We start from the raw sequence: 23,436 nt of genomic DNA on the forward strand, positions 1-23,436 counted from the left end.
AAGGGAGTCCATGGCACGCTACCTCCGTTCAGCAGCCCCTGACCCTGAATACAGAAGGGGCAGTTCCACATTTTCCAGAAGAGTTAATCTGGGGAGCAGGTTATACTGCTGAAATATAAAACCGATCATCTTATTGCGTATCCGGGCCAGCTGGTTATCGGACATCTCTTCAACCTCCTCACCTCCCAGAAGATATTCCCCTGAGGTAGGCACATCCAGAGCTCCTATAATATTCATAAGGGTGGACTTTCCGCTTCCTGACTTTCCCACAATTGCTACAAACTCTCCCCGGCAGATAGTTAAGGAAATTCCGTCATTTGCCCGCACCTCTTCTTCTCCCATCCGGTATATCTTATAAATATCTCTCAATTCAATTAAAGGCTCTGCCACATCTTTACCTCCTGCTTCCATCAGGGGCGGGAGAAACCGCCGCCGGTTCCTCCGGTTCTGCCGCCTCCGCCGCTGTTTCCTCCTCCGGCTCCGCCGCTTCCTCCTGTCCGGACTCGGACCTCACCGCCAGGGCCCATGCCGCCCGGCATCATCACATTCTGGGACGAGGTTACGGTGGACTGGGCCACATAAACCTCCTGGCCTTCTTCCAGCCCTGACGTAATCTCCACATAATCCCCGCTGATCAGTCCTGTGGTGACTTCAATGGCCCGGAAACCTGCCGGAATATTTCCCTGGGCCTCTTTTACGGTTTCGTCTTTTACATAAACCTGATTTCCACGTATGAGGGCATCGGCGGGAACAGCCAGCACATCCTTGGCCTCAGCCAGAATGATCACTCCGTCCACGTTCATGCCCGGAAGCAAATCTTCCATTCCGTCATTTAAGGCCACTGTCACCGGATAATTGGTCACTCCGTTGGAGGTGGAGCTTTGCAGGCTCACATTGGTAACTATGCCGGAGAAGGTCTTTCCCTCCACCGCATCGGCTGTTACGGCCACGCTCTGGCCCACTTCAACGGATTTTACATCTAGCTCATCCACGGACATCTCAAAGGTATAATGAGACATATCGTAGATGACTGCCAAAGTGGTAGTTCCTCCGGAACTTTTGGCAATCTTATCACCTGCCTTTACAGACTTTGTAATAACCCTTCCGGAAATGGGGGCCGTAATGGTATAGTTGCCGTAAGTATCCTGGGTGCTTTCCAGTCTGCTCTTTGCCGATTCCAAAGACTCCTGGGCTTTATCCAGGGCTTCCTTATAGGTACGCAGCAGCTTCTCTGCCGACTTCTCTTCCATGCGGAAAACAGGGGTTCCCTTTGCCACGTAATCACCTTCATGAACCAAAAGACTTCCCACCTCCACGCCGGAGGACAAATCTGCCTTCATGGTGGTTTCCAGCTTTGGTTCAAAGGTGGCCTCCATGGTGCATACAAAGTCCCCCACCGATGCTGTAGCGGCGGTTTCCGTGGTAAGGCCTCCCGGATTGGCAACTTCTATGGTGACATAGCGGACAATCCTGCCTCCGGTTAAGGTCACATCCATACTGCTGACAGAGGAAACCACGCCGGGAAGCTGTTCTCCGGTGTCCGTAAGGGTTAAAACCGCCCCATTTCCGGCCGTCATAGCGGCTGCCTCTCCCGACAGAAAGGGAACCTTAATCCTCATGGTCTGATCGTCATAGATGGAGGCGATTTCCGTATTGCTGCTGACTTTATCCCCTTCTTTTATGGAAAGGGATTTTATGTAGCCGTTTTCCGTGGATTTATAGGTATTTCCACTGTAATCCTTTAAGGCTGTATTGTAATTATCCAGTGCGATTTCATAGCTTTCCTGGGCTCTTTCCAGGGAATTGCTCACTGATGTCATTTCCGATTCCATGGAAGAGGTGTCGATCTGGTAAAGGATCTGCCCCTTTTCCACCTCATCTCCCTCTTCAAATTCCGCGGCTATGACTTCCCCTTCTGCCAGGGAAGTGATTTCGTAGGTATCTTTTGGAGAAATGGTTCCTGTGGAGGAAAGCTCGGACCTGATATCCTGCTTCGTCACACTGGCTGTTCTGACGCTTTTATTTTCAGCAGAGGCTTCCTTTGATTTTTTCAGGCTCACCCCTGTTATGGCAGCCGCAATCACTCCAACAACGGCAATCAGCAGAAGAAGGGTCCTTTTCTTCTTTGAAAATAATTTCCGGATTATCTTTTTCATTTCCATCTCCCCTGCTAATCCTCAATATAATCAATGACTGTCCGCGTTTCATTTCCTTCTTGATCCATTGCCACCGTATAAACCAGTGTCACCGAATCACCCACCCGTAAATCTCCGTAGGTGGAAAATGCGAACTGCATCTCCGTGCCCTCAAGCTCATAGGTGATGCCGTCATCCAGGATAATGGCGCTTGGAGTCATTAAATCAGCAGAATTATAAACCACGTTTTCAATTTCCCCTGATACGGCGGAACGTCCGTTTTCATTTTCGGTTCCAATAGTGTAAAGCCATACGGTTTTCGACAGACTGTGATAATAAACCAGCACCCCATCTCCGCTTTCCAGTGCAACCGAAACCCTCTCACTGGAATCAGAAACCGGGTCCCCGTCTATATAAACATTAGCCAGCTTGAGTTTAAAGGGAAGATAAGATTCCAGACCGCTTTCGCTTCTTACAATTTTCGGTCCTTTTAAACTGTTATCCACCATGGTAAAGGGATTAATCTCCCCATCTGCTGTCAGTTCGCAGTCCAGACTTTTTCCAAACATGGTTCCTGATTTGGTATCCGTCTTTAACAAGTTGTAAAAGAGACTTATGCAGTCCTTCTTCTGCAGGATATCCATGGCCTCTTTATTGACGCCCTCATTGAGTTCCAGAAAATAGTACTTGGAAAGCCTGGAGCCTGACTGGTCTCCGGTAAAATCAGAGTTAACATATTCCAAAAGAGCCAGAACGCCCTTTACCCCATCCTGAAGGGTAATATATTCCTCTGGCTTAAAATTCCCTCCCAGATACCCGTTCATCCAGCCCTGTTCTGCCGCAATGCGGATCTGTGAAGCATACTCTTGGTTTCTTGGTACATCGGCAAAAACAGAAGTGTTGCTGGTTCCGCTTACTGTGCTCCGGTAAGAAGAAGCATTTACCAGCATGGAGGCGAATTCCCCCCGTGTGACCCAGGCCCCGTCATTGGAGGTATTCATGATACCTGACAGCCCTATCACCTTTTTCTGTAAATCAAAATTAACTGCGGCCTCCGCCATCATAGGAGCTATTGCCTCTGCAGCCAGCACAACAGCCAGGGAAGCCGCTATTTTTCGTCCATTCATCCAGATTTCTCCTCTCGTCATTCCTATCTGCCGCCTATTTTATCAGGTTCCTATGTCCGTTTTGTGACAGTTAGCTGAAATTAGTCTGAAATGCATTCCCGGTTGCCTAAAAAGCCGGTTCAATTTATAATAACTATCAGATGAGTTCATCATAAGGGTAAGGAGATGAAAAAAAGTGAAAATATTGATTGTAGAAGATGAAATCAGGCTGGCTGAAGCCTTGGGACAGATCATGAAGGAACAGCAGTACCAGGCTGATCTTGTGTATGACGGAAGCAAGGGCTTAAGCTGCGGCCTTTCCGGCAGCTATGATGTGATCATTTTAGATGTAATGCTTCCGGGAATGGATGGATTTCAGGTGGTGAAAAACTTAAGGGAAGCCCATATCCAGACTCCGGTTCTCATGCTCACTGCCAGGGATGAAATCTGCGACAAGGTGAAGGGGCTTGACCAGGGGGCCGATGACTACATGACAAAACCCTTTGTTCCCGAAGAGCTTTTAGCCCGCATCCGTGCCCTTTCCCGCCGTCAGGGAGAAGGAACTTCTGAGGAAATGAGATTCGGGGACCTGGTCTTAAACCTGTCTGCCAATGATTTATGCTGCGGTTCCAAATCCATTCATTTGGGCTACAAGGAATCAGAGGTGTTAAAAATCCTCATGGGCAGCTCCGGAAAAATCATTTCCAAGGATACTCTCATATCCAGAGTATGGGGAAACGATTCTGATGCAGAGGACAATAACGTGGAAGCCTATATCTCCTTTCTCCGCAAAAAGCTGTTCTTTGTAGGTTCGGCGGTAGAGATCGGCACCATCCGCAAGGTGGGATACCGTCTGGAGGAAATGGCATGATTAAACGGCTTAGAGGGAAGTTTATCTTAATCAATATGGCTTTTGTGATCAGCATTCTCATTGCAGTCCTTGGCATCTTTTATTATTCCAATGTAAGGCGCATGGAACGTTTGTCTGAAATGGTTCTCATTCAGGCCATTGACCGGGACAGGATGAACCTGGCTCACACCAGGATCATATTCGGACCAAGGCCAAGGAGTGACTCCACTCCCTTTACTCCTGTCTTTGTGGTGACCTTAAATCAGGATCATTCCATCGTGAATATACGGAAAAGCAACATCACTGTCACGGAAGAGCTGGCACAGACCCTTATTCAGTTGACGGAGGACTCCGGACTTTACCGCGGTGTTTTAAAAGACTACTCCCTCCGCTATCTTAAGGTCAAGACTTCGGAAGGCATGAAAATCGCATTTGCAGACCAGAGCTATGAATGGAACAGCTTAAAAGCCCTGCTGGTCAACTGTCTGCTGATTTTCTCTGTGGCGGTCATTTTATTCCTGATTTTAAGCCTGTTTCTTTCCCGCCTGGCTTTAAAGCCTGTGGAAATTGCCTGGAAGCAGCAAAACCAGTTTATTGCAGACGCCTCTCATGAGTTAAAGACGCCCCTGACCGTAATCCTGGCTAATTTACAAATCCTCTCTTCCCACAAAGACCAGACCATCCGGGACCAGGAAAAATGGCTGGATAATACCAAGGAGGAAGTTCGGCGGATGAAACAATTGGTGGAGGAGCTTCTCTTTCTGGCCCGTTCCGATGCAAAGGCCGTCCAGGCGGACCATACAAAAAAAGAACCCCTGGATTTCAGCGACACGGTGCTGAACGGAGTTCTTCTCTTTGAATCCATTGCATTTGAAAATAAGGTGGATTTAAAACATGATATAGAAACCGATATTCCTTTGGAAGGCTGCAGGGACCAGCTAAAGCAATTGGTCACCATACTGCTGGATAACGGGTGCAAGTATGCAGGGAAAAACGGATCTGTCTCCGTGGAATTAAAAAAAGTCTCCCATCATGCCGTTTTAAAGGTTCAGAATACGGGAGAGCTTATTTCTCAGGAGGAACAAAAGCGCATTTTCGAGCGTTTTTACCGGACGGACAAGTCCAGAGCCCGCAAAAGCGGAGGCTACGGCCTGGGTCTTTCCATTGCCAAGACCATTGCAGAATACCACAAAGGAAAGATCGGCGTATCCAGCAGCCCGGAGACGGGAACTGTCTTTACTGTCACTCTGCCTCTGCCCTCGTAATTTACGGGCAGAGGCAGAGGATTTTTTTATGCCTTTTCAGCAGCCGAAACAGCTTCATCAAGCCATGGGGATTCCAGATATTCCGCCAAGCCTCCATCCACTGATTCCGCAATCTTAGGATCAATGGGAATTCTGGCTAATACTTCCAGCCCATGCTCCTGGGCCACCTGATCAATACGGCTCTCTCCGAATACGGAAATCTTTTTGCCGCAGTCTGGACATGACAAATAGCTCATGTTTTCAATTAGACCGAGGATGGGAATATTCATCTTCTTTGCCATGTTGACCGCCTTGGCAACGATCATGGATACCAGTTCCTGAGGAGATGTCACGATGATGATTCCGTCAAGAGGCAGGGACTGAAATACGGTCAGGGGCACATCGCCGGTTCCCGGAGGCATATCCACAAACATGTAATCGATATTTTCCCAGAGAACCTCCTGCCAGAACTGCTTTACAACGCCTGCAACGACAGGGCCTCTCCAGATGACAGGATCTGTTTCGTGATCCAGAATCAGGTTTGATGACATGACTTCAATTCCCGTAGCTGTTGTTGCAGGAATCATAAGATTGTTTGGCGTCACTCCAATGCCCGCAGCCGTAATTCCCAGTGCCTTTGGAATGGAAGGGCCTGTAATATCCCCATCCAGAATGGCAGTCTTATATCCCTTTGCCTGCATGCGCACTGCCATCATGGTGGTGACCAGGGATTTACCCACACCGCCCTTTCCGCTCACCACGCCAATCACTTTTTTCACTGTGCTGACAGGGTTTAAAGGCTCTAAAAAGCTGGTCTGGTCCTCCTGTCTGCTGCCGCAGGTTTCCCCGCAGGTATTGCAGTTATGGGTACAGTTTACATCACTCATTTTCATTCCTCCTATAAAATCTCAAAATTTTAAGGCTTTCATTTTATCCCTGCCGCAGGGCTTTTGCCAATAATTTTAAAGACTCCCATGGTTTCCAGGGTCTTTGTCAGAGTGTAAAAAATCATGGAGTCAATAGGCCACATAATCACATTCTTCAGCGCCCTGGCCGGGAGAAGAACCATGAACCCCTTTCCGTACAGTATGGACAGGCACAAGGTGTTGAGCACCATGTTGCAGACCACTATAACCAAGAGTTTGGTAAGAAACACCCTTTTAAGGGTAATGGGTCTCTTGTAATACATGGTTCCATAGATGATGCCGGATAAAATGGTCACCAGAGTAAAGCCCGGGAAAAAGGCTCCGGTGGGCTTTATCAGATATTTCAAAATATCCAGGCCTCCGGAAAAAAGCCCTCCTACTGCCGGGCCGAACAAATAGGCCATCATTTCATTGGGAATGCCGGAAAATCCAATCCTGATGTAATTTCCCACATCAATGGAAAACACACGGAGGATGATCCCTATTGCGGCAAACATGGCGGCGGCCGTGATGGTTCTTACAGACTTCAGTTCTTCGTAAGAATCGGTGAACAAAGTAACGAATTTTTTCATAAAAAAACCTCCTTTGCAGACCTCATACTACAACGGAGATAAAATGCCTATCTTCTGATGCAGCGGGATGCGACTCGTGTACCGCAAGAAAATCTTTTCGTCCAGCTGACAACTCCCTGTTCAGCCGGCACTTAACGCACACAAGTCTACTCTGCTTAATGTATTTTGTTTTGTAACGCCCTCAGTATAACACAGTTTCAGGAGAAAGCAAACATTTTTTCAGCCGGTCCTTCTCCTCTCCACTGCCCAATGGACAAGGAAGGCAATCAGAGTGCCTAAAATCAGGCCTCCTAAAATATCCGTGGGAAAATGAACAAATAAGTACATTCTGGAAAAGGCAATCAAAGCCGCCAGAACCAGGGCCAAAGTTCCCCATTTCCGGTTATAAAGCCAGATGCTGACCGCTCCCTCAAAGCTTGCAAGGGTGTGGCCTGAGGGGAAGGAATAGTCTTTGGGGTTTTGAATCAGAAGGAGGACGCTGTCATCCAGCCAGATGGGCCTGTCTCTGGCAATGAAATTTTTCAAAAATATATTTCCAATGACGTAGCCTGCTGCCAGGGAAAGCAGTATGCACAGACCTATAAACCTTGTCTTTTTTATGCACAGCAGTCCGATTCCAATTACAATCCAGATAAATCCATGATCTCCCAGACTGGTTATTGTCTTCATGAACAGATCCAGCCATGGAGTGTGTAAGGACTGCAAAAAATACAGGAACTCAAATTCGATTCCAGACATTATATCGTTCAGCTCCTTTTTATTTAATAATGCCATTATACTTCCTTATACAGAAAATTCCAATATTAAAAAAACGGTTTCATAAAATAATTGACAAGTCTTAAAATTAAGTTTAGGATGGGTTTCAGTAAAACACAGATAAAACAGCAGGAGGCTTTGCGATGAAATACATACGTCAATTCAGCATCATTCTTTTCATTTCTTTGATAGGTGAAATTATGCGTCTGGCTATTCCTCTTCCAATCCCCGCAAGCATTTACGGGCTGGTGCTTATGCTGATCGGACTAAGCACAAAGCTCATTCCTTTGGAAGCCGTTGAAGAGACCAGCACATTTCTCATAGAAATTATGCCTGTCATGTTCATTCCGGCCGCTGTAGGGCTTCTGGAATCCTGGGATTCTCTCCGCCCTATTTTGGTTCCGTTTCTGGTCATTAATTTACTTTCCACAGTGGTGGTCATGATCCTGACTGGAAAAGTAACCCAGTCTTTTATGAGGAAACAGAAAAAGGAGGAACAATCATGAACAGTACGGCAGGTGATTTTCTGTTCTTCGGAGCGGTGATCAGTCTTTTGGGATATGAACTGGGGCTTCGCATCAAAAAGCGGTTAAAACTTCCTGTATTTAATCCTCTTTTAATATCCATTGCTATTGTGATGGTATTTTTATCTGTATTCCGTATCGATTACAGTTCATATATTGTCAGCGCCAAATACATCAGCTATCTCCTCACTCCTGCCACCGTCTCTCTGGCCGTTCCCCTTTACCGCCAGTTTGATCTGCTTAAAAAGCACTCCAGAGCCATTGCGGCAGGAACTCTGACAGGCGTTCTCACCACCATGATCACAGTGTTTTTGCTGTCCCTCATTTTTAGCCTCAACCACCAGGAATACGTTACATTTCTGCCTAAATCCATCACTACAGCGATTGCCATGGGAATAACGGAAGAAATGAAGGGGTTTGTGACCATCACAGTTGCAAGCATCGTTGTTACAGGAATTCAGGGAAGTATTATTGCGGAGACTGTATGCAGAATATTTAAAATCACAGAACCGGTTGCCAAGGGACTTGCCATTGGCGCCTCTGCCCATGCCATGGGAACAGCCAAAGCCATGGAAATAGGAGAAATTGAAGGCGCCATGAGCGGTCTTGCCATTGCAACCTCCGGGCTTTGCACCGTTGTGTTTGCTTCTATTTTTGCTAATTTTATTTGAAAACAGATTAGACGGCATAAAAAAAAGAGATCCTGGGATCTCTTTTTTGTTTTATAACTATTTACAGCTCAATGACCACATCCAGTTCTTTTACGTCCTTCCCAGTATGGCATACCATATCGGGGAACTCCTGGTGGTTGCAGATGATGACCGGAGTGACCACTTCGTATCCGGCACTTTTAATGGCTTCTATATCAAATTCTAAAAGCAGATCTCCCGCTTTTACACGATCTCCCTGTTTCTTATGGGAAGTATAATGTTCTCCATTTAATCTGACTGTATCCAGTCCTACATGGATGATAATCTCAGCACCCTTGTCCGTGGTAACGCTGACCGCATGCTTTGTCTCAAACACAACTGTAAGCACACCATCTGCAGGTGCTACAATTTGTCCCTTAGCAGGAAGAATAGCTACCCCTTTTCCAAGTATTTCCTGGCTGAAAGCAGGATCATTGACCTGGCTGAGAGGAATGACAGTTCCTTCTAAAGGAGCTAATATCTTTTCACCCTTTTCTTCATTTCCTCCGCCGAACATTTTTTTCAATGATTGAAACATATGACATTCTCCCTTCTTTTGCTCTCTGAATTTCTTGACAGAAAATCCTCTGCATGGGAATAGTATGCCCTATAAGCTTTTCCATGTCAATAAAAACCAATTTCAAAAGTGAAAAATGTTTTTGCTTCAAATAATCTGCTTATATTCCATCAAATACCTTTCTGCTTCCTCGCACCACACATTCCGGTTCCTGCTGCATATTTCCGCCAGCCCGCGAAACAGCGGATCTTCTTTTCCCAGTTTCCCGAAGTCTGCAATGGCTGTCAGTTCCATATCAATATGAGGATAAATCAGCTTTTTTCCACCGGGAATACTCGGCAGATTCAAAATGGTTTCCGGCACCGCATCCAGTCCCCCGATATGAGTTACCATAAAAGAGGGATTGATTTTCCCGCTGGAGGACAACTCAAGGGACTCCAGCATATCGCCGGTGGACCCCCCTGATGTGCCTGCCAGATGGGTGCTTTCATAATGCACATTATAGAAATTAAAGGGAACCTTAAACCTGTTATCCGTAGGACCTGCAAAGAAATTGAAACAGCCGTCATTGCCTAAAATATCGTCGCCAAGCACCATCAGACCAGAAACGGCTGCAAAAACAAAGACATCATCATATCCCTGGCCTTTTGTCAGCGCCAGTAAAACAGCTGCCCCATCCTGTCCGGAGGTATTTAAATACTGAAGCGTAATTCCCTTGGCCTTGGCATCTTCTACCGTAATCAGCTCAGAAGCCCTTTTAAGGCGTTCTCCGTCAATATCCACCACAACAACCAGGGAGGGATTTACAGGCCCGTTTATGGCATACTCAATAGCTCCCAGTCCCATTGGTCCCGCACAGCCTAAAAGCGCCATTCTGCCGCCTGGCTTGATTCCCATCTGATGCTCATAAACATAAGGTGTGGTATGATAGCTGGCATGAAAAGCTCCGATAATACAGGACATAGGCTCTGCCAGAGAGGCGTCGGCAAAATAAGTTCCATGATAAGGCAATACACAGCCCAAATCAATGGCGATTTTGGGAATGATACAATAGGTGGCGTTTCCGCCAAAGTATTCATAGCTGTACCCTGCCGAATAGCCGGATTCCAGCCCCATGGCCGGCTGCAGGACAAATTTCTGTCCTGCCTGATACCGCCCTTTTAAATTTTCTCCCACCTCTTCTATGATGCCGGCAAATTCATGTCCGGTGATTACCGGGTGCTCGGCCAAATCAGCCGGCACTCTTTTATGTTCTTCTCCCCTGATTGCCGCCTTATAAGTAGACAGACATTTGCTGTTGGATATGATTTTTACCAAAAGCTCATCCTCTGTGATGGGAGGCAGTTCAAATTCCCTGATCATAACCTTCTTTTTACCTGCTAATACTGCTGCTCTTGCCTTCATTTATGCTCCTTATTGTTCTGATTCTGAATTTCTTCCAGTAAACCCTCGATTTGCTCATCTTTCATAAAATTATCTATGGTGACAATTCTTTTATCCGGCCAGGCCATCCTGGTTCTTTTTTCAAGGCTCTTATGAGTCACAATCACGTCAACCGTTTTCGGCACTTTTTCAATGGCATAGTTATCGACTTCCACATCCAATGATTGCTTTTCCAGCCTCTTTTTAAAAGCATTTGCTCCCATTGCACTGCTCCCAAGCCCTGCATCGCATGCGAAAGCAACAAAACGGATCTTTTTCTCAGGGATTTCCCCTTGAGGTACGGAAGCCCCCAGTTTTGAGGATAGAACTGCTTTTCCCTCTGCCTTCATACTCCTGGATTTTTCAATGGATTCTTCCAGGTCATCTTCACTTTCCGTCTTGGAATTTTTCAGTATCAGTGAACTTACCACAAAGCTTACCAGGGCTGCTCCCAAAACTCCGGCAATTACACCCAGGAAATTTCCCTTGGGGGTCAGCATCAGATAGGAGAAAATAGAACCTGGGCTGGGCCCTGCTGTTAATCCCACACCGAACAGGCTGAAAATTAAAGTTCCTGTCCCTCCTCCTAAAATCATACTGATAATAAGAATTGGTTTCATCAATACATAAGGAAAATAAATCTCATGGATACCGCCTAAAAAGTGGATAATAATCGCACCTGGAGCCGTCTTTTTTGATGCCCCTTTTCCAAACATGGTGTATGCCAGCAGCAGTCCAAGGCCGGAGCCTGGATTTGACGCAACCATGAAGTAAATGGATTTCCCCGCTTTCAGCGCATCCTGCATGCCAAGAGGATAATAGATTCCCTGGTCAATCACATTATTCAAAAACAGCACCTTGGCCGGTTCATTAATCAGAGATAACAAAGGTAAAAACCCGGTTTTCACCAATCCCTCGATCATGACGGTAATTCCGTTATTCGCCTGCTGGATTACCGGCCCGATCAGTCCATAGGAGGCCAGGCTCAGTGCCAGTCCGATAAGACCAAGAGAAAAATTGTTTATCACCATCTCAAAGCCCACCGGTATCTTTCCATCAATCATTTTGTCAAATTTGTTTATGATCCAGGCACTTAAAGGTCCCATAATCATGGCTCCCAGGAACATAGGAATATCCGAACCCACAATCAATCCGAAGGTACCGATGGTTCCCACAATTGCGCCCCTTTCTCCGCCTGCCAGCTTGCCCCCGGAATATGCCAAAAGAAGAGGGAGCAAATAGATCACCATCGGTGAAACCATGCTGCCGAAGGCTTCATTTGGAATCCAGCCTGTCGGAATAAATAATGCTGTTAAAAACCCCCATGCAATAAACGCACCCATATTCGGAATAACAATACCTGTTAAAAATCCCCCAAATGCCTGTAATTTGGCCCTATAATTTCTCTCCATTCCAATCTCCTTCTACGGTGTACTCTCCGTTTTCCTGCAGATGAAGCAGTAAATCAGGCTTAAGACGGGAAGAAAGTGCACGGCGGATATTTTTTCCGTCACTTCTTTCATAAAAATCCTCTGCCTGCCGGGCTGTCAGTCCGCCGGTTATTTTGCGCGCAATCAGGCGTTCCTTCAGCATCCTTTCTTCTGCAGTAATAAAAATACTAAAATCAGAATCACAGATGAGTTCTCTCCACCCATCTTCATCAAGGAGAATCCAATTCCCCTCAATTAAAATAATATCCTTTGTTACCAGAAGCGCATCCGGCACCACATCATGCAGAGTCCGGTCGTAAATTGGCCATTTTACGTCACTTCTTTGTAATGCATGAACACTCTTCCTTACTTTTTCTATATCAAAGGTCTCCGGAGACCCCTTAATATCCTTCATGAGAACAAGCTTACCGTCCTTTTTTATTTCATGGGAATCTAAATAGTCCTGGGAATAATGGAATCCATCCAGTCCAATGGCCTGGACTCCCGCCATGCCCCGGATGGAGCCGGATAAATGCTCCAGAAACTGAACCAGTGTTGTCTTACCGGTACCGGGAGGCGCCGCCAGATACACAATCAATCTGCTCCCCTTCTGCAAAAACCGGCGGTTTAACTCAGCCAGAAGGGGAATAAATATCTGCTCAATGTTTTTCTCATCATACTCTGCCTCAACCGGCAGCCCATTTACATGAAATGAAAACCTCTTTTTCTCCATCACAACAGCTCCATAATCTCTTCTGGGACCTTTGCCGCCAGAATTCCATTGACAATATCATCCTCCATCAACACATCTGCCAATTCAGAAATCAGCTCCATGTGCCGGTCAGAATCCTTTGCTGCCAGTATAATCAGCAGCCGGACTTCTATGGATCCCGGAAACACCACACAATTTGAAAGTTTAAGCATGGACAGCCCTGTTTTCAATACTCCGTTTTCCGGCCGGGCATGGGGAATTGCGATCTGAGGCAGGATCACAATGTAAGGACCGTTTTCCTGTACACTGTTAATCATTGCATTTACATATTCCCCCTGAATAAACTGCTCCTCCAGAAGCGGACCCGCTGCAATGCGTATGGCTTCCTGCCATCCCCCCGCCTGATCCATAACCGTAATTTTATTTTTCAGCATTTCTTTTAACATGCTGTCTCCTCTCCACCGCCTTAATCAGGCCAAAATTTATTACCTTTAGTTATCAACTTCATTCACTTTATCCTGAAGATAGGTTCTTAAAAGCTTCTCCGTATATTTTTTGACCGGCTCTTTCCGCCCGGCCCTGATATTGTCAAAAAACATGTCATTTTCAAACAATGCATGGCTGATCACGGATACTGCCAGTGTTTCTCTGGGATCATCATTTGGAATGAGCATAACCACAACCACAGCGGACTCCATAAAATGAGGTTCTGAAAATATGCCTGTTTCCGGACAGATAATAAAGAACTTTGAATTGCTGACTCCCCTTGTCTTTGCATGCAGTAACGTAAACCGTAATTCCGGTATTACCTGAGTGGATAACGCCTCGCGCCTCATTAGATCCTCATAAATCACATTGCTTAAGCCGTCCGTTTCATCAGCGATTTCTGCCGCAAATCTAACCATATCCTGAAAAAATATAGAAGAATGCACCCGGTATATATCCAAACTCTTTAGAATAGAGCGTATTTCCTTGCTGATTAACTCAATTTCATCAATTTTAGAAAAGATATCTTTACCCGCTTCATCCGGACCGGCCGGCAGTATTTTTGTTATGGAATCAATTCCCTCTGAGATAGCGGAAATATCCGCTTCCGTCAGCATAGGGTTTACCCTCAGATATTTATAGGCTGCATCCGGAATTTCAAAAGAAGACACCAGCAGTTCAATATCATTAGGAATGCCTTTTGCTATATTTCCAAGAGTCAGGCTTTTTACCTTTACCTTTCCATGAAACGCCTGGGATATCCTGGAGGCCATAAGTGTGGAAATACCGATTCCGCTGGCACATATAACCCCTACGGCAATTTTTTTCATCAGCTTTTCCCGATTCCCAAGCCTCACCTGCGCTCCTCCGAAATGCAGGGCCAAAAGCCCGGTTTCTTCCGGCGGCACTTCCAATCCCAAGGTATCTTCCAACACCCTGACTGCATTTTCCGTCTTTCGGTAAACCTCCGGATATTCGGACATCACTTCATCCTGGAATGGATTATGAATTCCGATTTCGTATTGTATCCGCACAATCGTAGGGCGCAGATGTGCCAGCAGACCCTTTATTAAAATTTCGTCGTGCTTTAGCTGAAAAGCGATTCCCTGATCGTACTGGTGTATCATTTGAAATATCAGGCATTCCAAGTCGTAAAAACTGCTTTCTGAAATATCATCATTCATGTGCTGGGGCTTTATCCCTTTTAGATAAATATATAAGTGGGTCAGCTCCGGTTCCGAAATTTCAATCTGGAACGTCTGGCTTAAAACTTCTATCAGCCGGATTGCGAGGCTGAAATCCGAAGACTGCCGGTCCTCTTTGGTAAGCAAAACTGCGGAGAGGATGCTCTGATCCCTTCGAATGCGATGTATCATAATACAGAAATAGATCATTAAGTCCGTACAGGAGATTTTTGCCATGTTATTTAGCTTGGCACTGTCTGCCTTCTGTATAGAAGCAGATACTTTTTCAGGGATGTCTTCATCTACAAGATCGCATAGTGTGGAAAAAGGATCATCCATGTTTTGAAAAATATATCTCATACAGGCCTTGCGGTAATCCGGTTCTTCATACTCCAAATAAATGCCCACACCTGCTTTTTTTATAATCGTGATGTGGTTCTTTTGAAACCATGGCTCTGCTCTTTCCAAGTCTTTGCTGATAGTCGTATCACTGACCTGAAACTTGGCTGCATAGGCGTATAGCTTATTTGGCTCTTCCTGCCATAAAAGCTCCTGGATCAACTGATTGCAGCGTTCTTCCCGGTTTTGCGGAACTTTGATTCCAGACCTTTCCAGGCGATCCAACAGTCTCTTTTTTCCCGCTTCCTCTCCCATGATACAGATCCCCTTTTTCGATCTCGTATCCAGGATCAGCCCATAGGCGGCCAACTGCCGGTCTATATAGCTCAGTTCACGGAAAACCGTCCTTTTGCTGCTCTGAATATGCTTTGCAAGGGTTGCCGCCGGGATATGTTCTTCCGTATTAATGAGCAAAAATAATATTTGAATAAGTCTGGGTGAAAATTGCATATCTCTCTTCCTTCCGATATTATGGAGCTCTTTCAACCAATTCCTGAGATTCTGCGCTTAGTATCAACTGATGTGGAATCCCATTATGATATTCCAGGTTGATTTCTCCTTGGATTAATGGATACATATACTCAATCAGCCTTTCCTCCACATCATTCCCCTGCCCGTTAATCCATATTTGAGGCACTTTTCTTTCACTGTTAGCCACGTTCTCTATGGGAACCGAGGTATATGCCACCTCATAGCCGGATTTCTCTCTCCTGCAGAGAGAAGCCATTTCCCCGCTTCTTCCTTCCAGAGCCAGTTGGAGGGCCTTCATACCCAGCATTTCGGACTCTGATAAGTCTGTTTCACTTGCCACATGCATGGCGGATCTCTGCATTAAGTTCAATTCAATGGAACGTACCTTGCAGCCAATCTCATTACGAATGCTCTCTTCCAGAACCTTTGAAGCACCGGCAATGCAGGAATGGCCGAACATGTCGGCAGCACCCTTTGATATGGCGGAAGAAATATAATCCCCATCCTCATTTTTAATCCCCTCGCTGACTGCTATCAGCAGACTTTTTTCTCTGCTTAACTTATTCCCCAAATCATTTAAAAAGGATTCCATATGAAATGGATGTTCACAGAGATAGATGAAGTCAGGTCCTTTGCCACCATTGACCCGTGCCAGGGAAGAGGCCGCCGTCAGCCAGCCGGCATTTCTGCCCATAACCTCTACAATGGTTATGGCCGGTGTATCATACACCATAATATCACGTTCCAGTTCCGCAAAGGTTGTGGCAATATATTTGGCCGCAGAGCCGAATCCCGGTGTATGGTCAATTCCTGCCAAATCATTATCAATCGTTTTCGGCGCTCCGATGATATGGATATCGGTTATATGATTTTCCTTTATATACCGGTCCAATTTCATCACCGTATCCATGGAATCATTACCTCCTATGTAAATAAAATAGGTAATTCCGTAGCGCCGGAAAATGTCAATTACTTTTTCAGAATCCTCCCTGCTGCCAGACTCAAGCTTGTAACGGCAGGAACCCAGAGCTGCTCCTGGTGTATAGGCCAGATGCTTCATGACATTTACATTTTTCATAAGAGGCTGTAAATCCATCAATTGTTCATTTAAGACTCCTTCAATTCCATTTCTTGCCCCATATACCTTCTTCACCTGCCTGGTTACCGCAGCCACCCGGAGAATCCCTGACAAAGTTGCATTGATCGCCGCCGTAGGTCCGCCGGATTGGGCTATTAAAAGATTTCCACTCATAATTATACAACCTTCTTTTTGCTGATGTATTTCCTTCATGGTTTTATTATAAAGGCATTTCCTTCTGAAACTCAAGGAAAAGAAAAAAACTCTTGTCACCTTAAAAAGATGACAAGAGTAATGATTTATCTCTTGCTGTAAGAACCGCAAACCTTGCATATTATCTGGACAACCGGACTTCTACCTGATACTTCATCCCCTTTTCATTTGGAAGAAATTCTGACTCCCATGTTTCCCCGTTGACAGTCATGGTTCTGATGCTGTTACAGCCTCCTTCTTCCTGAATAAACCGAATTTCATAAACGGAACCCCGGAACTCCTTTACTACCGAGCATTCCCTCCAGTCCTTTGGCAGGCATGGTTCCAGCTTAAGTCCGGGCAGTTCCGCCTTCAGCCCCAGCACATACTGCAAAAGGGCTTTGGTCAGCCATGCGCCAGTCGCGCTTCTCCAGGTCTGGCCCGCAGTGCCCAGTCTGTATCCGGTCTCTTCATTGAAATAGGAGTTGCACATAATATAGGGTTCGCACTTTTTCTCATGATATTCATGGTGAAAGGGAAGGATCTTCTTTAAACCCATTTCCACCTTGTCATTGTCCTTCATCATGCTGTCAACAGCCAGCTTCCAGCAGCATGGATGGAGGTATACGCCTCCGTTTTCATGGACTCCTGCCGGTTTCTGGGTCATCTGGCCGATGGTTGGAATGTAATTGTGGTAAGCAGGCCAGGAAACCAGGGTTCCTAAATCAGTTTCCAGATATTTGTCCACTGCCTTTAAGATACTTTCTTTTCTCTCCTCATCGGCCACATCTGCCATGACAGCCCAAAGCTGGGGAATTAAGTATATTTTCCCTTCCTCGCATTCTGAGGAGCCAAGACGCTCTCCCTGATCGTTGATGGCACAGATATAATATTCTCCATCCCACCCAAATTCGTTGATAACAGCCTTCATCTCCTGTCCCCTGAGCCGGGAAAAGAACAAATCTTCCTGTTTTCCCAGAGCTTCCGCCAGAAGGCCAAACTGCCTGTTTGCCTGACACCAGGCAATGGACAGCCACACGCTGACGCCTTTTCCCTCCAGACCCGCCTGGTTCATCATATCATTCCAGTCGCCGCCCCAAAGCTTGATCAGTCCATGTACCCCTTTAAAATTCCAGAGAAATTCTACGGCCCGTTTCACGTGTTCGTATACGCTGGCAGAGGTTTTATCATTGAATTCTACTTTTTCTTCCAGAAAGGAGGGATCGCCCAGTTCCTTTATAATAGAGGCGGCTGCCATGGGAATCCATACGGCACAGTCTGCAAAGTTATTATCCCGGATTTCTCCATCCAACCAGGTTCTTGGGGCATATCCGCTGCCGTATTGATAAGTCAACGCCCGTTTAAACCGTTCCCAGGCCAGTCTGGGGTTGATGGCCGCCAGACACTCACTGTCGCTTACCATGTCCCTGTATCCGTTATGGCGGACTCTGGCCCATCTGCTTCCCATATTAGTCTGGTGCTTTGTCCAGGCATTAATCAGGAAATTCAAGGATTCATCCGGTGTATGAATGGTGACCCCTTTTTCTTCCTCCTCATACTGCTTTTTCACAGCCTCCAGACGTTCCTCTGTCTTTCCTCCGCTGATGCGTTTTGCAGCCTGCTCCAGTTCCTCCGGATGAAGGGCGATTCCAAGAGCATAATGAAATTCTGCCTCTTCTCCCGGCTCCAGGGTCACTGTGTTTTCCAGAACCAGACAGATTTTTTCCGCATTGCATTCGCTTCCTGTACAGCCTCCCAGGTACATGGCATCCGGGTCCTGTTCATTTCCATAGGTTCCTATAAATGCATTTTTCCTGGTGTCATATCCAGTGACTTTCTTATCCCCAAGGAAATAAGCCGATACCTCCTGAAACTGGTTGCTCTCTATCTTTGCATAGGATCTGGTGGCAATACCGTTGTATTCCTCTCTTAAACCGGCTGTATCAACATTGTATCCCTGGGCGCGGTAAGCGCCGTCTGCTTCTGTTTTAGCATAAGGGATGACCTTGACGGTTCTCCGGCGCTGGGAACAGTTTTTCACCTTGACGGTCCAGATTTCTTCCGGTGTCTCCTGGGGAACAAACAGACGCCAGCTTGTGGCTATCCCCTGGAATTGGGAGGATATTTCCGTATACCCGATTCCATGGATGCATTTAAAACTTTCATACTGCTTTCTTAAGGGAAGTCCGTTGGCCGTCCAGAACTCCCTTGTCTCAGCATCGGAAATATACACCTGGCGGCTGTCTACCAGCATGATTCTCCTTCCTAAATATCCCTGGACAATTCCTTCTCCAAATCCCACCTGGGAAGTAAAGGTGATATACTGATCGTTAAACAGATAATTGTACCAATGCCTGGGTGTGTCAGGAGTGGTGATGACAAATTCCCTTCCCTCTTTCTGAAAATATCCGTATTCGCTCATGGCTTCCTCCTTAACCTTTCACTGCTCCTGCTGTAATTCCTTCAATAAAGTAACGGTTCAAAAACAGATAGACCACCAAAATAGGCGCAATAGACATTACCGTTCCTGCCAGCATGGTGCTCCATGCGGCAACGCCGTCTCCCTGGTCCTTTAAAAGCACCACGCCTACAGTTAAGGGGCGCAGTTCTGACCGGGATAAAGTAAAGGCCAGGGGCATCATATAGTTATTCCATGCATCCCGGAAAGCCAGAATTCCCGTGGTAGCCAGAATAGGTTTCATAATGGGAAGCATGATGGTGGTGTATACCTTAAAAAAGCTGGCTCCGTCAATGATGGCAGCTTCATCAATTTCCTTGGAAATGCCGTTGCAGTATCCTAAAACCAGAATACAGAAAAATGGCTGCGCCGTCGCCACCTGGGTGATGACCATTCCCCATACAGAGTCCAAAAGCCCCAGCTTGCGGCACAACTGGAAAATAGGAAACAGGGTTACGGCACCGATAAGAAACATCATAAAGCCAAAGGTTCCGGCCAATAAACTTTTTCCAGGAAAATTACACCGGGACATGGTGTACCCGGTCATGGAAGTGGTGACCATGATTCCCAGCACAGAAGCTGCGGCAAAGAATACGCTGTTAAAGGTATATCTGGCAAAGTTGGCCTGCTTCCACGCCTTTCCGTAATTTTCCGGATGCCAGATCTCCGGAAACACTTTCATGCCGCCTAATAGAAATTCTTCCGTGGATTTAAAAGAACCTCCCACAGCATAAATCAGCGGAAACACCAGCAAACAGATGATTATGGCCAGTCCTGCATAAAGCAGGAACATATTTCTTGTACGATTTGCTTTTCTTGACATTTTTTCCTCCTTGCAAATAAGGCTTAAAGCTTAATAATTCATCTTTCGGGTGCTTCTGATATAAATAAGGGTAACCAGCATGACCAGAACCGTTGACAGGATGCTGACTGCAGAAGCATATCCCTGCTGGGATGTTCCCATGGTCTCAAAAAAATACCGGTAAATATACATGGTCATAACCTCCGTGGAATTTCCCGGTCCTCCGTTGGTCAGCGCCTTTACGGAGTCAAATAATTTCAAGGCATTCATGATGCACAAAGCTGTAATCGTCTGAAACATGCTTCCCATCATAGGAATGGTGATGCGAAAGAATGTCTGGACTCCGTTTGCCCCGTCCACTTTGGAGCTTTCGTATACCTCAGAGGGAATGCTTTGAAGGGCGGATAAAAACAGCACCATATAAAATCCCACTCCGCTCCAGGTACAGAACAGGACAATGACGATTTTTGCCATCAGCCCGTTTCCAAACCATTCAATAGCCTTGTCAATAAGGCCCAGCTTCATCAAAACGCCGTTTACGATTCCGTTATAAGAAGCGAACATGAAGTAAAAAACAATAGCCATAATGGCCGTACTGGTAATATTAGGCACAAAGATTACGGCTCTGGCAAGGCTCTGGCCTCTGAACCGTTTATTCAGCAGTACAGCCAGAAGCAGGGAACATGGAATCTGAACCAGTGGGATGGCAATTCCCATCTGCAGTGTGTTAATGACTGAATTCCAGTAGGTCCCATCGTTGAAAATGCGGATATAATTTCTTAAACCGACAAAGATTGCCGGAGAGAATCCATCGTATTTAAAAAAGCTGTAATAAAACACATAGATAAGGGGGTATATGCCAAACAGCATTACCAAGATTATTGTGGGCAGCATCATCAGATATGGCTGCTTATACGTTCCAAGAGAGGCTAAAAAGCCTTTTTTCCTGTTATTGGTTTTCACTTTACTCACCTTTCCATTTCTGATCCGATCCTATATGTAATACTCCCTGATAAGGCATAAAAACTGCTGCAAAACTGTCCGATCTCACATAAGATTTCTTTTCGTTTTGCAGCAGCTTGATTGTTTTGATTATTTCACACTGCTTTCTGCAATGGAGCCTCCTGAAACCGCATCCTCCAGGCCCTGAGTGTAACGCTTATTCAGATCTTCAATAGCCTCATCCAGGGAGGCGGAAATATCAGCGCCTTCTGCTGCCTTGGCAAAGAGATTGGTAAATACGGCATTTCTGTCGTCTCCTTCCAGGCTGATGAATTTGTGAGGTTCGAATTTCGGAATATCCAGATCATCGGTCTTAAAGCTGTATTCCACGCCCTGCAGGTTCAAATCTTCAATTCCTAAAGCTTCCAGCTCATTGGCTCTGTTGTCATTTCTGGGAACAGGCATGTATTTGTTAGCAATGGTCTGATTGGAGAGCCAGAAGGTATAGAATTTCTTTGCGGCTTCCACGTTCTTGCCGTTGGTAACGACCCAGTTCACGCCGCCTTCTGCCCAATACTTGTCTGCCTTATCTCCTTCAAATACCGGAAGGGGAGCTGCATCCCAGTTGCATTTTGTATCCATCTGAGTGGCATAGCTGCCTGGCATCCAGTTTCCGTCAATATACATTCCAATGGTTCCTGCTGCAAAGTTAGCTCTTAAGGTGTCAATTCCCAGAGTTAAATATCCGGGGAATAAGGAACCGTCTTTCATCAGGTCTGTGTAGTATTCAAAATATCTCTTGTTTGCGCCGAAGTCATAGGACTTGGTTCCCACGTTCCAGCCGTACCGCTGAACATCGCTGGTCGCATAGGAAATAGGATCAATGACACGCTCCCAAATCTGGGCCACACCTAATGGAAGTCCAAAGCCATAGGCTTCTCCGCCTCCTGCTTCTGTGATCTTTTTGGCATATTCCTGCATTTCCTCCAGGGTCTTTGGCGGAGCTGCAGGGTCTAATCCGGCCTTTTCAAAAAGATCTTTATTATAGAGAAGACGATATGCGCTCACTCTTACAGGTACGGAATACTGCTTTCCATCAAGGTAAAATTCCTCAGGGGTGAAGGCGCTGGGATTGTAATTTTCCTTTATCTCATCGGTTAAACAGTCCTCAATGGGAGCCAGCTTTCCCTGCTTTGCCAGAGTCTGAACCGTGATTCCCCCGCTGCACTCCAAGATATCAGGAGCAGAATCACCGGATATAGCCATCTGAACCACGCTGGCATAATTCTCTCCATAATATTCATAGCTTACATGAACCTCGTCCTGAGACTCGTTAAAGGCTTCAATCAGCTTCTGGATTCCCTGGTCAGGGCCGCTGGCCTTGGTCCAGATGCGGATTTCTGTGGTTTCCCCTGACTCTGCGGCAGCAGAGCTTCCTGCCTTTGTCTCTGTCCCTGAAGAGGAAGTTCCCCCGCAGCCCACTGCAGATAACACCATACTGCCTGCCAGAGCACATGCGGCAATTTGTTTCACCTTTTTCATAAATACATCTCTCCTTTATTGTTAGTAGCATCATTATACCCGATTCCCGATTCTTTTTGTGAACCTCCCGTTATGCCTGTATTAACTTTTTGTTAGGTTATAAAAAAAACGCTGCTATATTGCAGCGGCCTTAGACTGTAGATAAATGATTCTCTTTGCTTATCTCTTATTATTTAAATCTTATACAATAGTCCGATATTTGTATAATAATAGCCGTAGGATTGTTCCTACGGCTATTATTATGTAAGTCAGTAAATATCAGTTTTATTAATCGTAATGATTTTGCCACTTGTTTCTTATCCAGCCTTCCTTTAAAATTATGTTATACTTAAATTGGATGTAAGTAAGAAGGAGGGCTATTTTTATGAATATTGGAATCTTTGGAATTTTAACCATTTTAAACGTATTTTTAGTTATAGCAATACCCGTTGGTATTTTTGTCCTTATATATTTCATAATTAAAAGGGCTGTTAAAAATGGTATTTTAGAAGCTTATAACGAAATTCACAAAAAACAGTAATCAAATGTTGGGCTGCTAATTTATTCCATGCAGCCCAAGTAAATCCTGAGTTAATGGAATAGTTCTCTGTTTGCCGGGGGGCATATATCTCCGGCAAATCTTCGTTTACCTGATTTATGGCAATAAAAAAACAAACTACTGAATATTGATAGTTGGTTTAATTTTTATTTATTAAAAATAATCACTTTGAAATTTTTCTTAATATCATCAGGTTTTGGATTTTCGAAGTCTTCCTTTCTCAAAAACTTCCAGTGTACTTCCTTTGACGCTTGATGTAAAATATTCTAAAACATATTAGGAGAATATATCATGTTAAATTCAAATAACAATACTTACAACCAAAACGGTTTGGCTATCGGTGTATGCCTGGGTTTAATACTTGCTTCCATGTTAAATAATCTGGGAATAGGTTTAATATTTGGCTTGTTATTGGGCTTGTTATTAGAAAAAGGATATTTTAATAAAAATAATTGATACAT

At 45.5% G+C, this 23,436-nt stretch carries 22 protein-coding genes, 1 pseudogene and 1 riboswitch; of the genes and pseudogenes, 6 read left to right on the top strand and 17 right to left on the bottom strand.

The window, feature by feature from the left end:
* Window positions 1-21: 21 nt before the first annotated feature.
* The 3 genes and pseudogenes from V7M78_RS09375 to V7M78_RS09385 form a co-directional block, all read right to left on the bottom strand.
* A pseudogene (locus V7M78_RS09375) lies at window positions 22-411 on the bottom strand (ABC transporter ATP-binding protein); the annotation flags it as partial.
* Window positions 411-2,156 carry an HlyD family efflux transporter periplasmic adaptor subunit gene (locus V7M78_RS09380; RefSeq protein ID WP_333648766.1) on the bottom strand — a complete coding sequence of 582 codons (1,746 nt, stop codon included), beginning with the start codon at window positions 2,154-2,156 and terminating at the stop codon, window positions 411-413. The pseudogene V7M78_RS09375 and the gene V7M78_RS09380, both read right to left, overlap by 1 nt.
* A gap of 14 nt (window positions 2,157-2,170) precedes the next feature.
* Complete coding sequence (locus V7M78_RS09385; RefSeq protein WP_333648768.1) at window positions 2,171-3,262, bottom strand: S-layer homology domain-containing protein; 1,092 nt, start codon at window positions 3,260-3,262, stop codon at window positions 2,171-2,173.
* Window positions 3,263-3,437: 175 nt separating this feature from the next.
* Between V7M78_RS09385 and V7M78_RS09390 the strand changes: the two genes are divergently transcribed.
* Window positions 3,438-4,112 (top strand): response regulator transcription factor, encoded by a 675-nt coding sequence (locus V7M78_RS09390; RefSeq protein WP_333648770.1) that lies wholly within the window; start codon window positions 3,438-3,440, stop codon window positions 4,110-4,112.
* Entirely contained in the window at window positions 4,109-5,356 is a 1,248-nt protein-coding gene (locus V7M78_RS09395; protein ID WP_333648772.1) for a sensor histidine kinase, read from the top strand. The genes V7M78_RS09390 and V7M78_RS09395 overlap by 4 nt, the downstream gene beginning before the upstream one ends.
* A 26-nt stretch (window positions 5,357-5,382) precedes the next feature.
* Here the strand turns inward: V7M78_RS09395 and V7M78_RS09400 are convergent, their stop codons facing one another.
* The 3 genes from V7M78_RS09400 to V7M78_RS09410 form a co-directional block, all read right to left on the bottom strand.
* Window positions 5,383-6,222: an Mrp/NBP35 family ATP-binding protein gene (locus V7M78_RS09400; RefSeq protein WP_333648775.1), complete on the bottom strand. Its 840-nt coding sequence runs from the start codon at window positions 6,220-6,222 to the stop codon at window positions 5,383-5,385.
* 38 nt (window positions 6,223-6,260) lie between these two features.
* Window positions 6,261-6,833, bottom strand: a complete 573-nt coding sequence (locus V7M78_RS09405) for a folate family ECF transporter S component (protein WP_333648777.1) — start codon at window positions 6,831-6,833, stop codon at window positions 6,261-6,263.
* Window positions 6,834-6,891: 58 nt separating this feature from the next.
* Window positions 6,892-6,989: riboswitch (THF riboswitch) on the bottom strand.
* A 63-nt stretch (window positions 6,990-7,052) separates the two neighbouring features.
* Window positions 7,053-7,571 (bottom strand): phosphatase PAP2 family protein, encoded by a 519-nt coding sequence (locus V7M78_RS09410; protein WP_333649044.1) that lies wholly within the window; start codon window positions 7,569-7,571, stop codon window positions 7,053-7,055.
* Window positions 7,572-7,732: 161 nt separating this feature from the next.
* Between V7M78_RS09410 and V7M78_RS09415 the strand changes: the two genes are divergently transcribed.
* Window positions 7,733-8,095, top strand: a complete 363-nt coding sequence (locus V7M78_RS09415; protein WP_333648779.1) for a CidA/LrgA family protein — start codon at window positions 7,733-7,735, stop codon at window positions 8,093-8,095.
* Window positions 8,092-8,784 (top strand): LrgB family protein, encoded by a 693-nt coding sequence (locus V7M78_RS09420; protein ID WP_333648781.1) that lies wholly within the window; start codon window positions 8,092-8,094, stop codon window positions 8,782-8,784. Before V7M78_RS09415 ends, V7M78_RS09420 begins: the two co-directional genes overlap by 4 nt.
* Window positions 8,785-8,845: 61 nt before the next feature.
* Here V7M78_RS09420 and V7M78_RS09425 read toward each other — a convergent pair whose 3' ends face one another.
* The 11 genes from V7M78_RS09425 to V7M78_RS09475 form a co-directional block, all read right to left on the bottom strand.
* On the bottom strand, window positions 8,846-9,340 hold the full coding sequence (locus V7M78_RS09425; RefSeq protein ID WP_333648783.1) for a PTS sugar transporter subunit IIA: 495 nt from the start codon (window positions 9,338-9,340) through the stop codon (window positions 8,846-8,848).
* A gap of 126 nt (window positions 9,341-9,466) precedes the next feature.
* A complete protein-coding gene (locus V7M78_RS09430; RefSeq protein ID WP_333648785.1) occupies window positions 9,467-10,723 on the bottom strand; it encodes a zinc-binding dehydrogenase in 1,257 nt (418 codons plus the stop codon).
* Window positions 10,720-12,153 carry a PTS mannitol transporter subunit IICB gene (locus V7M78_RS09435; RefSeq protein ID WP_333648787.1) on the bottom strand — a complete coding sequence of 478 codons (1,434 nt, stop codon included), beginning with the start codon at window positions 12,151-12,153 and terminating at the stop codon, window positions 10,720-10,722. The genes V7M78_RS09430 and V7M78_RS09435 overlap by 4 nt, the downstream gene beginning before the upstream one ends.
* The gene (locus V7M78_RS09440) at window positions 12,137-12,904 is read right to left on the bottom strand and encodes a nucleoside/nucleotide kinase family protein (protein WP_333648789.1); all 768 of its coding nucleotides are present in this window, start codon (window positions 12,902-12,904) and stop codon (window positions 12,137-12,139) included. The genes V7M78_RS09435 and V7M78_RS09440 overlap by 17 nt, the downstream gene beginning before the upstream one ends.
* Window positions 12,904-13,329, bottom strand: coding sequence for a PTS sugar transporter subunit IIA (locus V7M78_RS09445; protein WP_333648791.1), 426 nt, complete (start codon window positions 13,327-13,329; stop codon window positions 12,904-12,906). The genes V7M78_RS09440 and V7M78_RS09445 overlap by 1 nt, the downstream gene beginning before the upstream one ends.
* 45 nt (window positions 13,330-13,374) lie before the next feature.
* Complete coding sequence (locus V7M78_RS09450) at window positions 13,375-15,402, bottom strand: BglG family transcription antiterminator (RefSeq protein ID WP_333648793.1); 2,028 nt, start codon at window positions 15,400-15,402, stop codon at window positions 13,375-13,377.
* A 19-nt stretch (window positions 15,403-15,421) separates the two neighbouring features.
* The gene (locus V7M78_RS09455) at window positions 15,422-16,675 is read right to left on the bottom strand and encodes a 6-phosphofructokinase (protein ID WP_333648795.1); all 1,254 of its coding nucleotides are present in this window, start codon (window positions 16,673-16,675) and stop codon (window positions 15,422-15,424) included.
* A gap of 160 nt (window positions 16,676-16,835) precedes the next feature.
* Window positions 16,836-19,115 carry a GH36-type glycosyl hydrolase domain-containing protein gene (locus V7M78_RS09460; protein WP_333648797.1) on the bottom strand — a complete coding sequence of 760 codons (2,280 nt, stop codon included), beginning with the start codon at window positions 19,113-19,115 and terminating at the stop codon, window positions 16,836-16,838.
* A 10-nt stretch (window positions 19,116-19,125) separates the two neighbouring features.
* Window positions 19,126-19,974, bottom strand: a complete 849-nt coding sequence (locus V7M78_RS09465) for a carbohydrate ABC transporter permease (RefSeq protein ID WP_333648799.1) — start codon at window positions 19,972-19,974, stop codon at window positions 19,126-19,128.
* A 30-nt stretch (window positions 19,975-20,004) separates the two neighbouring features.
* Window positions 20,005-20,916, bottom strand: a complete 912-nt coding sequence (locus tag V7M78_RS09470; protein WP_333648802.1) for a carbohydrate ABC transporter permease — start codon at window positions 20,914-20,916, stop codon at window positions 20,005-20,007.
* Between the two features lie 129 nt (window positions 20,917-21,045).
* The gene (locus tag V7M78_RS09475) at window positions 21,046-22,437 is read right to left on the bottom strand and encodes an ABC transporter substrate-binding protein (protein ID WP_333648804.1); all 1,392 of its coding nucleotides are present in this window, start codon (window positions 22,435-22,437) and stop codon (window positions 21,046-21,048) included.
* 364 nt (window positions 22,438-22,801) lie between these two features.
* Between V7M78_RS09475 and V7M78_RS09480 the strand changes: the two genes are divergently transcribed.
* Window positions 22,802-22,957, top strand: coding sequence for a DUF6019 family protein (locus V7M78_RS09480; RefSeq protein ID WP_333648806.1), 156 nt, complete (start codon window positions 22,802-22,804; stop codon window positions 22,955-22,957).
* Between the two features lie 309 nt (window positions 22,958-23,266).
* Complete coding sequence (locus V7M78_RS09485) at window positions 23,267-23,431, top strand: hypothetical protein (RefSeq protein ID WP_333648808.1); 165 nt, start codon at window positions 23,267-23,269, stop codon at window positions 23,429-23,431.
* The last annotated feature ends 5 nt before the right edge of the window (window positions 23,432-23,436 follow it).

This window comes from Lacrimispora sp. (assembly GCF_036758025.1).
GTDB lineage: Bacteria > Bacillota > Clostridia > Lachnospirales > Lachnospiraceae > Lacrimispora.